Origin of the sequence: Hanamia caeni, assembly GCF_003721595.1 — a bacterium.
Classification (GTDB): Bacteria; Bacteroidota; Bacteroidia; order Chitinophagales; family Chitinophagaceae; genus Ginsengibacter; species Ginsengibacter caeni.
In genome coordinates, this window is the sequence record NZ_RJJR01000001.1 from 170,474 (window position 1) to 185,871 (window position 15,398).

Below are 15,398 nucleotides of genomic sequence, written 5' to 3' on the forward strand. Positions count from 1 at the left end.
TACGCGCTACGCTCATCAGCACAGCGCTACGTGTCTTTTCCAAGTTCACGGAATTTTATAATGCGAGGTTTTAAAACGAAAAGCATTTGATGTTAAGAAAAAAAAATTGGCCCTTGTAAAAACAAGAGCCGCTACCAAAACTAACTGCTTATGAGAAATACAAATATCGTTTTTAAAGTTTATAACAGTCGTGTGTAAACGTTTAATTCTTATCCAGAAAAAAAGATTCATGCCTGCAGCTTTGATTTTCTCTTACTAATGCCAATGAAAAAATTTCGCACACTCATTTTTTCATCCGCATTATTGAACATCTCTTTCCTGTTACACCTCAACCGCACACAGGCAGCTTCCATTTCTCAGGTCGCATCCGTTCCGTTTCGCTTCATTGCGTTTCACTCCATTTCGCTGCACTTCACTTCACTTCTTCGAAAATGTAAGCCCCCTGTCTTGCATGGCTTCCGGGAATTCTATTGAGCGATAGTACTAAACATGAACAGCTTGGCTTTTGCCATCGTCTGATCTCCTGACCAACGACAAGAATACGAGAAAAGGAATACCTACATAGACTAAAAACTCAAGCTGCGCCAATATGGGAAATGATGATTTATTAAAGATGGCAGTCATTCGCTAAAGATAGAATATTTGATATCAGGTTTTTCCATGAAATTTTGAAGGTTTTCCATGATCTCAAAGAGGTGTTTTACCTATTTGTGGAATATTACAAGTTGTATGTTAGCGTATTATTTCATGGAAAAAGATTCAAAAAAAGAAAAACAATTAGTTTTTCTCATTCAAAGAATAGTCCAAACAAGGAATTAAAATCTAAACAACCATGCTGCACTACATTATCACGAACCGTGAAATTATTCCTGATGAAAAAGGCGAATTTATTAAGGCAGATGGAGGTGAAACGCCTTCTGAAAATCTGCGCTTCGGAACTTTTGATTCCGACATTTACAATGCTACAAAAGACAGTCGTCTTGCAGTAACTCTTTTTCCTGATCCGAAGGCACCGAATATTGCTTCTGCCGTTACAGATGCTGAAATACAACCTTACAGCGCAAGCCTTGCACATACACCTACCGATACTTTAATCGGTTCGAAGAAATTTTTCACTGAATTGTATCAGAATATGAAAGCAGTGGAAGGTGATTTGTTATTTTTTGTGCATGGCTTTCATACCGACCTTGCAAGTGCACTTAATAGTATTTGCAAGCTTGAAAAGACATACATCAATTCGAACAGCCCAATAAAGCACATTGTTGCTTTTACATGGCCTGCCAGGAACGAAATACTAAGGTATCGAGATGATGCTAAAGATGCAGAATTATCAGGCTTTTCCTTAGCCCGGTGCTACCTAATGCTTATAGATTTCTTCAGAGCTATATTTGGAGCAGATACGCAGCATCCCCTTAATGACCCGTGCAATAATAATATTCACCTGCTGGCACACAGCATGGGCAACAGGGTGATTGAAGCGATGATGACAGAACTTCTTGCTCAAAGGGACAGTAGTATTACGGCTGTTTTCAAAGAAATAATCTTGGCAGCGTCGGATGTTGACTGGCAGGTTTTTGAAGAGCCGCGGTCTTTCAATATGCTTTCCAATATTGGAGAAAGGACCACTGTCTATTTTAACACAAAAGACCTTGCGCTGTTCATTTCTGAAACAACAAAAAATGCTTACAACCGCCTGGGCAAGTTTGGTTTTAGGGATTACAATAAAATTCCCGCACACATTTACAGTGTTGACTGTACTGGTATAAATGATCAATCCGGCCTTGAAAGTAACACGGTACAGCATTGGTATTATGTAGAAAGTGAAACGGTAATTAGTGACATAACGGAAACATTAAAAAGTAAAAGAGTAGAAGAGTTCATTGGTTTATCAAGAACGGCTATACCTTCTGTTTCAATTCAATTTAGATTGATAATATAGTCCTGAGATATTTTTAGGAAATAAAAAAGGAGGAATTTGTTTGTTTACAGTTTAAAGCTGATGTTATTCTTTTTTGCGTCTTATGTTTTTCTTGCAACTATATTAGCCACTGAATATCTTGTGGCGGTTCGCGCTATAGATCCCGAATCTCTTCTGCAATAAATAACTCTTTCACTCAATCTACGAGCATTTGGTTAACAGTATTGTCATGTTCTTCCATCTAGTGCAGCACTCTGATTCTTTCTTATTCTCAAAGAGTCATTTAGATAGTTCCACGCCATTCAGGTGTTACTATTTCCGGTAAAACTATCAGATAGATTTTTGTGGCTGTATAACACCTGCACGTCTTTATTTCCATTCTTCTGAAAGCTTAAGAAGTATTACAACTACTGATTTTGTAATTCATGAATAAAGCGCTGGTAGTTATTCACTAATGATAAAATATTTGGCAGCAGGTTTTTTCCTGAAATTTTGGAGGAAAAACCTGATCGGGTAAAAGGGAAAGCATTAATAACCGCGATAGATAGCAGGTAATTTAGCTACAGCAATTATTATCATTAATAATATCATGTCATAATAATTAGGCGACCTAGTATTTTATAACCGGAAGCGAAGAAGAAACTAACCCCTAAAAACTTTCTATGTTCGATAATGTAGCCTTAAATGTTGTAATTGGTCTTGTTTTTATTTACCTGCTGTATAGTCTTCTGGCGACAGTTCTTTCAGAAATTATTGCTACTTATATTGGGTTAAGAGCGCGCAATTTGAAAGAAGCTGTTGACAGGATGCTGAACGACAGTGAAGATGACCACGGGTTTTTAGCCAGGCTTTGGGACTCACTCAAATTGATGAAAAATCCTAAAAATCCGAGAATAGATAAATTTTATTCAAACCCGGAAATTAAATATTTAGGCAGCACAGGCATTTTTAAAAATCCTTCCGCATTCAAAGCAGTAACGTTTTCGAGAACATTGTTATACGAATTAAACGGGTCAGGTCCTTTAAATAAAGATAAAATAAGAAAAGAAATTGAACATTCTGTTGACCCGCAAGGAAATCCGCGTCCAAATAATATCGAGGGCGTAACAGATGCTCTACTTCCTACACTAGATGAGCAGACTGCTCAGTTTGTATTAAGCTTGTACAATGATTCGTATGGAGACCTTGTAAAATTTAAACTTCAACTGGAAGCGTGGTTTGACAGAACAATGGAGCAATGTACAGAATGGTATAAGCGTAAAATACAGGTTGTGTTATTGGTTTTAGGGTTTATGCTTGCCTGGTTTTTTAATGCTGATACTTTCACCATTATTGGGAAACTCTCAACTGATAAAGATGCCCGTAATAATTTGGTGTCAATGGCGACTGCTTATGTAGCAGCACATCCTGACACATCAAATGCTCCAATTTTATCTTTAACCGAAGCACAGCGTGATTCTCTTTTTCAGGTAAAGAAGCAACTGGAAGAAGATATTACAAAAGCCAATACAATTCTGGGCACTGGTGGATGGCTGCCGGATACGGTAGTGGTTTCACTAAATTCAAAGAATCAGAAAACCTATATCCCTTTTATCGATGAGTCATCGCTATCTGAACAAGATAAAAAAATTGAAGCCGGAAATAAAATTAGCTTTAGTTCATGTGAGAAATGGAACTACTTTTTCCGCCTGGTATCCCATCACTTTTTTGGATTTTTAATTACTGCCATCGCTATTTCTCTTGGCGCACCCTTCTGGTTTGACTTGCTGAATAAATTAATGAAGTTGCGTACCTCGGTAAAACAAGATATGGATTCAACGGATACTACTGCAAGTGGTGAGGTTTCACCTTTAAACAGAGAAGGGTAATGAAAGCTATCGTAAAAACATTTTTGAATCTAAGGACTGATGCGCCTGAAATTCGAATTGATAATAATCCAAGTTTTTTTAATCCTGGTGACGAGATTGAAATAACAGAAACTTTAATTGGAGAAGAATACAAAGGGAGTAATGTTTGGCATAGACTCACAAATGGCGGATTTACTATTGCAAATGGGATAACGAAGGATGAGAGATTTAAAAACCCCCTGAATACTAAACTTAATAGATTAGTAAATTGGAGCGTATCTATAGCAAATTTAAATCCCATTTATAAAACCGGATACGGTGCTGACACAAAAATTGGAATAATAGATTTAGGTATTGAAAAAAGTCACTTTGATTTGGCGGAAAATATCATTGGGATAAATGATTTTACCGATCCCAACTTACAAGGAATTGATGATAGTAAAAAAGGACATGGGACACATATTTCGGGCATAATTGCCGCGAAAAGTAAATTTAGTAATGGAGTAGTTGGTGTTGCTCCTAATGCAAAAATTGCATTTGCAAAAGTAATCGGCAATGGCATGTCTAAACCGGGAGGCGAGCAGATTTTTGAGGGACTGAACTGGCTTAATACAACCTTCAAACCTCACGTTTATAATGCAAGTCTTGGTTTCAATGATAACCCCACACAAAACATATTGAGCATTTTAGACGATTTTCAAAAGAATAATAAAATTATCGTTGCTGCAGCCGGAGATGATAAAGAATTATTACCCTTTGATATTTTTCAGCGCCCAAATGAAATTCAATACCCAGCAAGACATCCAGCCTGCATAAAAGTAGGCTCAGTCAAAAAAGAAAATCTAAGCGATTATGATTCCATTAAATCAAGAATAGATATCCTTTGTCCTAATATTCCTTACATGTCATGTAGTAATGCACAAAATGATTTTTATATAGAAATAAATGGTAGTAGTATGTGTACCGCATTTATATCAGGTATAATAGCGCTTATAATATCTTCTAAAATAAAAAAAGGAGAAAGTCTAGAGGTTTTAAGTAAGGATATTTTATTAAATGCTCTAAAAGAAATGAGTACGCCAGTATCACAATTTAATTATGATAATAGAACACAATTTCAATTTAATGTTTGTTAAATCTATTTTTATGAAAAAAATATTTATTGGGACTTTAACTATGCTAATGAGCATTTGTTGTTTTTGCCAAAATGCTTTCTATGATGCTAAAAAATTGAGAGAGTTTGTGATCACTAACGAACATGGAACTATATTTAATAGAAGCGATGAAGCTTCTGTAGATTCAATTCTTTCTAAATATGCATATGGAGCTTTAGCAGGTGAAAAAATTAGGCAATATTATAGAGAAAGTCCTAGCCCAAATCCCTTTATTAAGGATTTAATTCCAACCGATTGGCCAAGTGAAGAAGCAAACGTAATCAAAAAGGATTTAATAGGAAATTTTTCGACTTCTTCCATCGGCTCCCTAAATGTCACAAATATCGCCGATGGCATTGCTCAGTTTTTAATCAAAAGAGGAAAAGAAGAATTGAACGTGGCGTTCTTCAATAGGATGAAGGAATTTCTTGAAAATCCTAAGTATCCAGAATGCAAAACCCTTTTTCCAGTTACCACTGAGTTTTTAGAAAATATATCGGCATATCGCTATGCTGAACTAATACAGAGTTTAAGAGAAGCCTTTTATAAAGATCTTTCCAATCTGACCGTCAGTTTAAATCAATTAATTGATTTACCAAAGTATAAAGAACTTTTTAAAGATTTACCTGAGATACGTGCGGCAGTTCGATGTTCAAAAATTGTAAGTGAATTATCGCAGTCAGAAAAGGGCATTTTGCCAGATAGCCTTATACATGAGTTAGCAGATTTGCCTGAGTGGCAAGGGATTAATTCTAATCTTGGGAATTCACTTAAGCTACTGGATATTTTTTCTCAGGCTGTTAGGGAAAACCCTAATGCAGACAATTCTCTAAGATGGATTAAACTAAGTGATTTAAACAATCTGATTAAAGATCAAATAACACTGCGAATTTTTATTGGATTAATTTATCAAAATGTCCATCATGCAAATATTCAATTTACAACATCATCTGGTTCATTAAGAATGGATGCTTTCATGGCCGACAATGTTAAAACTATTTATGTTATTTCAGGTTTAATTGAAAATTTTTCCATTCTGGCAAATGACGTAAACAGAACGATAAAAGATTTTAGGGATAAGGAAATTAGCGCGAGACTCAGTAACGATGATTATTACACTTACATAAGTAAAGCAATTAATATTATTGAATATGGATTTAAAGTGGCTAATACAATTAAAGAAGGAATAATAGATGACCATTACATCGTTACAGCTCGAAATTCTAACGAACTATATAAAAACATTTACACAAAAAATTATAATAACGCCGTCATGAATGCTTACACCATTCTTGATGAAATATTTAATAAAATAATAAAGAATAGTAACCTGTCCAATAATCTTAAAAATCTTGGTCCGAAGTCAGAAGTCATTGAAAAAATATTAAAATATGGAAATTTCATGGCTTCAGTGATAAAAGCTGAATCTGGTGAAGATGTTCAAAATGCATTAGAAGCAGCCGCTCTACCAGCTGGCAGTTATTCTATAAAACAAAAGTCTGTCGTCAATATCTCTATTAACGGGTATATTGGCTATGCGTGGGATTTTAATAAGGCTTTTAAGGATCTGTATGCACGGGGTGTTTACGCACCCGTAGGTATAAATGTCACTACAGGTTCAATAAAAAAGCATGGCTTAAGCTTCACAGGATTTGTTTCCCTTTTGGATGTAGGAGCTGTAGCAGCTTATCGACTCGAAAATGGAACAACAGAAACATTAAAGCAGGAAGTACGATTGGAAAGTATCTTTTCTCCATCTACACAGCTATTGATTGAACTTGGAGGTTCCCCATTGGCAATTGGTTGTGGCTGGAGAAGAACACCAAAATTATTTTACTCTGACAACAGTTCTTTCATAACTGTACTACCAAAAGGTGTTTTCAATCTATCCATATTAATTGATATTCCAATATTTACAATTTCAAATAGGCCGTTTGAAAAGAAACCAGAGTAGTTCCGCATTTAGTTAATAAATTATCATAAATAACACATTTTATGTCACGTCAATCAATTCTCGATACCGCAGCCGCAGAAAACGGCACCAAAGAATCTCCAGCCAATTCTAACAAAACAAAATATGGGCAATGGTATGGGCTGGACGGCGTAAAATGGTGTTGCATATTTGTAAGTTGGGTTTATGACCATGCCGGTAATCCTCTGGAAGCAATTGATACATCAAAAGGCTATCAATCCTGTCAGTCAGGATTTCATTTCTGGAAAAGAAATAACAGGATAGTCAGGGAGCCTCAGCCCGGAGATATTGTGCTGTATGACTGGACTGGCGACGGTCTGTGTGACCATACAGGCATATTTGTGAAATGGCTGGATGCAGCTAAAACAACGCTCCAGGCCTGGGAAGGAAATACAGCACAAGGTAATGACAGCGATGGTGGACAGGTTATGTTACGGATAAGAAAAAAAACTTTGGTAAAAGCCTTTGCTACGCCCATAGCTCTTGTCGAAGGCTTACCGGCCAACAATAACAATAATTTAGGAAAAGGTGACAGAGGAAGTGATGTGACCTCTCTTCAAAAAATGTTGCATGATCTTGATTTTAAAGTAACGGTAGATGGAATGTTTGGTTCCGAAACAGAGAATGTAGTTAAAGAGTTTCAACAAAAACATTCCTTGTCTGTTACAGGTATCGTAACACCTGAAGTATTGGGAGTAATACAGGAAGAAGCTTCGTTGCCGCCTGTTCCGGAAAAAAAATTTACCAGTGGGGCTTTTATCAAAAAAGGAGATAGCGGCAGCGCTGTGGTTAGCATTCAGCATGCACTGAATACAGTTGGAGCAAACCCGGCTGTTGATGAAGATGGTGTATTTGGTAACGAAACGGTGAAAGCCGTTAAAACCTTTCAGGCAAAAAGGAATCTAGAAGCAGATGGCATCGTAGGGCCAGCTACGTTTGCAGCTTTGGGAATTACTGATGTTTAGTAGCCAATTTATGATGTTAAGACATTTTGAATTTTAGGAAGATCCTTACTCTTTGATGCATTCATTTTTGAGAACTCAATAATTTTTTTATGCCGGATGATCAAGAAAAAATCGATGCTCAAATCAGATTAGAAATGGAGCAGAAAGAATCGTACAATACCTTAACAAAAAGATATAAAGCTCTATCAAAAAGTTTTTTGACCGCGGCTTCTTTTGGTGCTGCATTTATTTTTATGATTATAATAATATTTAAATTTTCTAATTCAGACTTTTTATCGGCCTATCAATATTTCTTTATTTTTATTTCTCTCTTTGCATTTTGTATATCAATTGCATTGCATTGGCAATATCAAACCCTGTCCAATGACGACTTAAGTGATTTTTCACCGAACATTTCATTGCTTGCAAAAAACCAACGTCTTGGCAATCGTCTCGCAAAAAACCGTACAACTGTTTATAATAACAACGCTTTTTTTTACATAGGTGTTTTTTCTTTCCTGCTTGCTATTTTATTATGGCTGATTCCGTCTAATAATAATCGACTCTGCAAGAAAACGGTAACACAAGTCTCAAAAAATGATGTCAAAATCACTGTTGATCTTTTACAGATAAATGATGTATATGAAATTGCTCCTCTTGACAATGACATGGTGGGCGGTATGGCAAGAATTGCCACATTAAAAAAACAATTTCAACATCAAAACGAAAATACATTCCTTTTAATGGCAGGTGATTTCTTAAGCCCTTCTGTTTTTAATTCTGTAAGAAGTCCTTTGAATGAAAAAGTTGCGGGCAAACAAATGATTGCGGCGATGAATGTAGCAGGTGTTGATCTTGCGGTATTTGGCAACCACGAATTTGATGTAAGTTATAATGTATTGCAACAGCGTATTAACGAAAGCAGTTTTCAATGGGTATCTTCTAATGTATATCATAAAAGCGCTTCCGGCAACATTCCGTTTCAAAAAAATAAGGTTGATATTCCAACATCATGGAAAAAAACTTTTTTTAATGATGTTGGTACTTCTTTTACTATTGGCTTTTTTGGAGTAACCATACCTGATAACAAGGGCGGTGATCCTGAATATGTTAGCTATGATTCTACCCTGTATGCTGCAAGAAAAATGTATAAAGTTCTTGCCCCTGATTGTGATGCGGTAATAGCAATTACGCACCAGGATGTAAAAGAAGATTCAATGCTTGCGGTTGCTATTCCCCAGCTTACCGCAATAATAGGCGGCCATGAACATGATATGCAATTCGAAAACGTTGGACACGTAATTATTTCAAAAGCGCATTCAAATGCCAGGAGCGTATTTCATTTAAAGCTTTTGCTAAACAGAAGAAACAATACAACAATCACATCAATTGTACAGGAACTCATACCGGTTGATACAACTATAAAGCAGGATTATTTAACTAAAATAATTTGTAGCAGGTGGATGGATGTTGCCAAAGAATATTTTAAAAAAGCAGGGTTTTCACCGGATTTAGAAGTTTGCAAAAATTTTACTTCAACTCTTGATGGTAAAGATGCTTCAGTAAGAAACGGGTCAACCAATTTAAGCAAACTCATAACGGATGCGATGCTATGGGCTGGTGAATCCAAAGGTTGTGATGTGTCTATTTTAAATTCAGGGGCAATACGGGTGGATGATTTTATCACGTCTCCGATAACACAATATGCGGTGCTTCGTGCTTTGCCCTACGAAGGAAAAATATGCATTGTAAAAATGAAAGGTTGGTTTCTTAAAAAATTGAATGATTCTGCTGCACACCTTAAAAATGAAGGCGCCTTTCTGCAATATTCTTTTAAGAATGATAAACCTATCGCTGATTCTGTGACTAACAAGATTGCTATCGGAGATTACCTGATTAGCGGTAAGCAAAGTAAGCTTAACTACTTAAAAGAAGGCACGCCGGGCATAATAGGCACAGTCATATTTCCTTTGCCAGCAGATAGTAACTTATTTGATGTAAGAAAAGCGGTGATTAATTATATGAAAGCGTATTGTGGTAAAAAGGAACTTAATAAATACAGGGAATGATAGTACCATCCATTAAAAAGTGAATTTTCTTGCAAGCTGATGAAACTGAAGTTGCAATAAACCAAAAATCAACACCAATCATCGAATTGTGCGAGTACCGGAATCGGAAGTTTCATTTTCGTATTAGGATTACCGTGATAGCGCCCATAAAAAAACAATGACACTCACCCATGCAGAATTTACCCGAAGGTTTGCGCAACACATTTTACCACATCGCTTTGTAAGAATAAGGCATTACGGCATGCTCAGCGCCACATGGAAGCGAGGCAAATTACAAACACTGCAAACACAACTGAAAATAAAACCGCCGCAGCTCAAAGTAAAAACCCTGCTCAAAAAATGCCCGTGTTGCAAAACCGGAACGCTGGTAACCATCGATGTATTTGGAAAGCGTGGGCCGCCGAAAAAATACCTGCCCGTCCGGCAGGCGGGTTTATTGGAAAAACAAATGGTGCCTGTTGTGTGAGTGACGGGTAAGGGAACTTTTGTAATACCCGGAATAAAAAAACCAAAAAACACGTTTAAAAAACAGCTTTGGGGAGCTCTTTAAAAAAATCGAAAAGCTTGCTGCATCAAACACTCTGCAAATACTCTGCAACAAATCGATTCTAAATTCTTATTGCCCGGTTTCGTTCAATTAAGGTTTCATTTCTTGCTCTTCGGGCAAAGCAAAACCTTAGTTATTATGTGCCGTAGTTTTACTGAGATCTGTAGTTCTTAAGAGGACAAAATTTTCATTGCACCAAATATTGCGAAAAAAATAGTTCCGAGAAAAAAACACACAAGAAGAAAACCATATACTTGATAAGGATAAATCTTTAATGGGTCAATAGCATGGTGTCGTTTTTGTATTATATTATAGTTGATTACCATCCCTTCAAGCCACTTTATGGCACGGTATTGATAAAATGCACCAGCTAATGCCGCTAGTAGCCAGAACAACCAAGCAAACAAAAGCAGATAAGGAACTGAAATCTTACCTGTGATGCCGAGTATTTTTTCTAAAAAAGTGATAGAAAGTATTAGTGCACCAATACTTAATTGGGTAAATGTTTTTGCGGTGTCCATATATCCAGCCATAATCTTGTGCTCTTCTTCAATCATTGCTTTAGTCTTTTCTTCTTCTGTCATTTTATAAGATTTATTAAATGAGATAATTATCAATCCGGATCCTTGTCATCAAAACAAACTTGCTGCAAAAAAAATTCTATTGTCAGGCCCGTTGCATTGACGACAGTTAATAGGATACACATAAAGTTTGTATTTATGTAATTAGACGCAACTACTATTTTTGTAACTCTCTCATTTTAATTAACCGAATTCTTCGTTTTTTGTATTGTTGATTTGCGTCAATCCATCCGGTCCGGGTCAGAATTATTCTTGATTAGTGCTTCGAAAAATTTGGAATATTTTTTAAAATCTTTTTTCATTCAAATATTATTCAGTTTTGATGCCCATGTGTCCTAATAAATTCTTTCTGTGAGATCTTAAAAAATGTTGCCAGCAAAGCAGCAATAGAACACATTTACATTTCCTTTGTTGCTATCGCTAAAACCAAATCGAAGTTATTAATTACCGTTTTTGTTCAGGGGAGGAAAAGTATAATTCGGGTCATGGAAAGGCACTAAAAATTAAGGGAAAAGCCCTGTTTTTGTTGGCATTAGGCCACGTCCTTCACCATCCTGTGTCCATATTGCTATGCCGAGATATTCCCCTTTTAGCCATATGTGATATTGCGCGTTGTAAACCAAATCAGGCGACCTGGGATTCAGTCTTTTTAAATAATCTTCTATCATCGTATTTGATTAAAATTTGTCTCAAACAATTTTCGCACCCCTTTCTCTCCCTGTCCGGCATCCATACCAAACATTTTTTGTTGCTGATAGAAGAGGGAAACCTACCTTAAGGAATTCGGAAATTTAAATGGTAGGGCGGTCCAATCAGACTTGTAGAGTTTTTTGTGCAACCTCATATCTACTCTTCAATAAACTGGATCAGGTAGTTTTTGTCCCATTTCAGATCCTGTTCATTCAGTTCAAATCAATCTTACTACCCTCTGCCGGATTTTACTTTTTTGTAATTTAGCAAACCTTAGGAAAATAAGCAATATAGTTTACATTTGAAAATGGCTAGAATAATGACTTATGAGTGGAAAGACCTCTTTCGGATTTTTCGGACAAACAGCACACACTGATCAATCTCTAAAAGATTATAGTGTAGAAAAGTAATAACTGAAATCTACAAATTGGGAAGCTATTGATAAAGCGTTAAAAGAAATTTTGATATAAAACTAATGCACACCGACCTTACATTTTTCACCAACGAACCCGGTTCTACCCTTTTAGATAGATTTAAATGCACTCTCAAAGACGTACGCTACTTTGATATTTTAGTAGGCTATTTCAGGAGTAGCGGATTTTTCCATCTTTATAAATCTTTTGAACACATTGATAAGATAAGAATCCTAGTCGGGTTATCAGTGGATAAAAGAACCTATCAGGTTATTGAGACCACACGTCAAAAAGAATTTGATTTTGAATCTCACGATAGAATTACTAAAATCTTCGAAAAAGAACTTCTGGAAGAAGTGGAAACGGCTGCTGACAGTAAGGATACCGAAGAAGGTATCAGAAAGTTTTGCGAATTTATTGAATTGGGAAAAATAGAAATTAAAGCGCATCCAAGCAGAAATCTTCACGCTAAAGTGTATATCAGCCGTTATAAAGAAGGAGATAGGGATTTTGGAAATGTGATTACCGGCTCAAGTAATTTTTCTGATTCAGGATTGGTAAGCCAGAGGGAGTTTAATGTTCAACTTAAGAATCGTTCTGATGTTTACTTTGCATTAGAACAGTTTGAAAAACTTTGGATAGAAGCTGTAGATATTTCTGAATATTATGTAGATACTATTCAGAAAAAAACCTGGCTTAATGAGACAATTACACCCTATCAGCTTTACTTAAAATTACTCTATGAATATTTCAGGGAAGATTTGAATATTGATGAAGATCTCTTTTATAAAAATTTCCCCAAAGACTTTATGCGCCTTAAATATCAGGAGCAAGCCGTCTATAATGCAAAAAAAATATTAGACGAATATGGCGGGGTTTTTCTTTCCGATGTTGTAGGTTTAGGAAAAACTTATATTGCTGCAATGTTAGCCAATCAGCTCCCCGGCAGGAATTTGGTAATTGCATCACCTGCTTTAATTGATAGAAGCAATCCTAATAGTTGGACAAATGTTTTTCATGAGTTTAAAGTTTCCTCACACTTTGAATCAGTGGGAAAACTTGCCAAAATTATTGGAGAGGGAACCGATCGCTATGATAATATTTTTATTGATGAAGCCCATAAGTTCCGAAGCGAATCAAACATGGGCTATGAATTGCTATCCCAAATCTGTAAGGGGAAAAAAGTAATATTAGTTACTGCAACACCATTAAACAATAAACCTTCAGATATTCTCTCACAAGTAAAGCTGTTTCAAAAAGGAAAAAACAGTACTATTCCGGGGGTAAAGAATTTAGATGTTTTCTTTAACGGCCTTGAAAGACGGCTTCGGAATTTGGATCGTCAGGGTGATTATGAGGAGTATATGGCCATCGTAAAGGACAATGCACATCAAATCCGGGAAAAGGTTTTGAAACATTTAATGGTACGTAGGACAAGAAATGAAATACAGAAATATTTTAAAGATGACCTGGCTATTCAAGGGTTTAAGTTTCCAAATGTAGTGAAACCTGAACCGCTGTTTTATGAATTGGATGATAAATTGGATAAAATTTTTATGGAAACCATCCGGCTCATTACCGATAAAAAAAGCTTTTCCTATGCACGTTATGGCCCATTGCTTTACCTTAAAGAAAGGCTTGATGCAAATGAGGAGGTACGACAGAAAAACTTAATGGTGTTTATGAAAACACTTTTGGTGAAACGTTTAGACAGCAGCTTTTATGCTTTTAGAAAAACCCTGCAACGCTTTATTGAATCTTATGAAGGCTTTTTGAAAGCCTATAAAAAAGGCTTTGTGTATTTTAGTAAAAAGCATTTCAGCAAGGTGTTGGAATGTTTATTGGATGATGATTTTGAAGGAATACAACGATTAATTGACGATGAAAAAGCCGAGCAATTAAAAGCTTCAGATTTTAGACCTGAGTTTAAAAAGCACCTTGAAAGTGACTTAAAAACACTTTGCCAAATTGATGAGATGTGGGAAAAGGTAAAGAAAGATCCCAAACTGGATAAATTTGTTGAGAGCATCGAAGATCACAAAGTACTAAAGCAAAGCAAAATTATTTTGTTTACCGAATCAAAGGAAACCGGAGACTATTTAAAATCGGGTTTAGAGAAAAGACTCAATGAAAAAGTACTCTTCTATCATGGTAGCTCACATCAGAATGAATTAAAAACAGTTATTTCAAACTTCGATAATAAGGCAAGAAATAAATCGGATGAATACCGTATTTTGATTGCTACAGAAGTTCTTTCAGAAGGTATCAACTTGCATCGTTCCAATGTAGTGATCAATTATGATATACCCTGGAACCCGACAAGAATGATTCAAAGGGTGGGGCGTATCAATAGGGTAGATACCCCACATCTTAAAATACATACGTTTAATTTCTTTCCCACTAAGCAAAGCAATGACCTCATTAAATTACAGGAAGCAGCCATTGCCAAAATCAATTATTTTATTGAAATGTTGGGCAACGATGCAAGGCTACTTACTGATGGTGAAGAAATAAAGTCTTTTGAATTGTTTAATAAATTAACTTCTAAAGAATTTATTACCGGCGAAGATGAAACCCAGGACAGTGAATTAAAATACCTTCAGGTTATAACAGATATAAGAAACAATGATCTCAATTTGTTTGAAACCATAAAACATCTTCCAAAAAAGAGTAGAACTGCAAGAAAGGCACTTCCTGCAATCAATATAGAGGAGAATGCCCTGGTAACCTATTTCAGAAAAGGGCGTTTAGAAAAATTTTATATTGGAACTAAAAATGAGGCAAACGAAATTGATTTCATTACTACTGCGAAATTATTTGAAGCAATTCCTGAAACAAAAAAGTATCCAATTTTGAGTACTTTTTATGATTTGCTTGCACAAAATAAAAAGCAAATGGAAGCAGATTTACAGGATGTTGAGATACAGGTAGAGGATGCTCGTGGCGGCGGTAAAGACAATGCCATTCGCGTTTTAAAAATCCTGAAAAGTAAAGAAGTACGGATGTATAAAGGCTTCACAGAAGATGCTGAACAATTTATCAAGGATGTCATCAAATTATTGGAAGAAGGTTCTCTTGCAAAAAACCTTACCAAACGAATTTTTACCGAATTAAAGGATGAAGTGCAACCTTTGAAAATTTTTGGAGTATTGAAAAAAAATATCCCCGACGATTATTTTAGAGGCATAAAAACAATAAATGATGAGGCAAAATATAGCCCCAGGGAAGTTATTCTTTCAGAATGTTTTATCAAACTGTAAATA

9 protein-coding genes and 1 pseudogene are annotated in these 15,398 nt (G+C 35.8%); 8 read left to right on the forward strand and 2 right to left on the reverse strand.

Annotation, left to right across the window (positions count from 1 at the left end):
* The first annotated feature begins 832 nt into the window (after positions 1–832).
* From EFY79_RS00800 to EFY79_RS00830, 7 genes and pseudogenes are all read left to right on the forward strand, one after another.
* Positions 833–1,939 carry an alpha/beta hydrolase gene (locus EFY79_RS00800; protein WP_123118765.1) on the forward strand — a complete coding sequence of 369 codons (1,107 nt, stop codon included), beginning with the start codon at positions 833–835 and terminating at the stop codon, positions 1,937–1,939.
* 641 nt (positions 1,940–2,580) lie between these two features.
* Entirely contained in the window at positions 2,581–3,786 is a 1,206-nt protein-coding gene (locus EFY79_RS00805) for a hypothetical protein (RefSeq protein WP_123118766.1), read from the forward strand.
* A complete protein-coding gene (locus EFY79_RS00810; protein ID WP_123118767.1) occupies positions 3,786–4,901 on the forward strand; it encodes a S8 family peptidase in 1,116 nt (371 codons plus the stop codon). Before EFY79_RS00805 ends, EFY79_RS00810 begins: the two co-directional genes overlap by 1 nt.
* Before the next feature lie 10 nt (positions 4,902–4,911).
* The gene (locus EFY79_RS00815; RefSeq protein ID WP_148041816.1) at positions 4,912–6,873 is read left to right on the forward strand and encodes a hypothetical protein; all 1,962 of its coding nucleotides are present in this window, start codon (positions 4,912–4,914) and stop codon (positions 6,871–6,873) included.
* 41 nt (positions 6,874–6,914) lie between these two features.
* Positions 6,915–7,856 carry a peptidoglycan-binding protein gene (locus EFY79_RS00820; RefSeq protein ID WP_123118769.1) on the forward strand — a complete coding sequence of 314 codons (942 nt, stop codon included), beginning with the start codon at positions 6,915–6,917 and terminating at the stop codon, positions 7,854–7,856.
* Positions 7,857–7,945: 89 nt separating this feature from the next.
* A complete protein-coding gene (locus EFY79_RS00825; protein ID WP_123118770.1) occupies positions 7,946–9,904 on the forward strand; it encodes a bifunctional metallophosphatase/5'-nucleotidase in 1,959 nt (652 codons plus the stop codon).
* A 73-nt stretch (positions 9,905–9,977) separates the two neighbouring features.
* Positions 9,978–10,370: pseudogene (locus EFY79_RS00830) on the forward strand (transposase); the annotation flags it as partial.
* A gap of 251 nt (positions 10,371–10,621) precedes the next feature.
* Here the strand turns inward: EFY79_RS00830 and EFY79_RS00835 are convergent.
* Together EFY79_RS00835 and EFY79_RS21325 are read right to left on the reverse strand one after the other, a co-directional pair.
* The gene (locus tag EFY79_RS00835) at positions 10,622–11,035 is read right to left on the reverse strand and encodes a hypothetical protein (RefSeq protein WP_148041817.1); all 414 of its coding nucleotides are present in this window, start codon (positions 11,033–11,035) and stop codon (positions 10,622–10,624) included.
* A 500-nt stretch (positions 11,036–11,535) separates the two neighbouring features.
* On the reverse strand, positions 11,536–11,700 hold the full coding sequence (locus tag EFY79_RS21325; RefSeq protein WP_158605113.1) for a hypothetical protein: 165 nt from the start codon (positions 11,698–11,700) through the stop codon (positions 11,536–11,538).
* A gap of 497 nt (positions 11,701–12,197) precedes the next feature.
* On the opposite strand from EFY79_RS21325, the gene EFY79_RS00840 reads away from it, so the two are divergent.
* Positions 12,198–15,395 (forward strand): helicase-related protein, encoded by a 3,198-nt coding sequence (locus EFY79_RS00840; RefSeq protein ID WP_123118773.1) that lies wholly within the window; start codon positions 12,198–12,200, stop codon positions 15,393–15,395.
* Positions 15,396–15,398 lie beyond the last annotated feature (3 nt).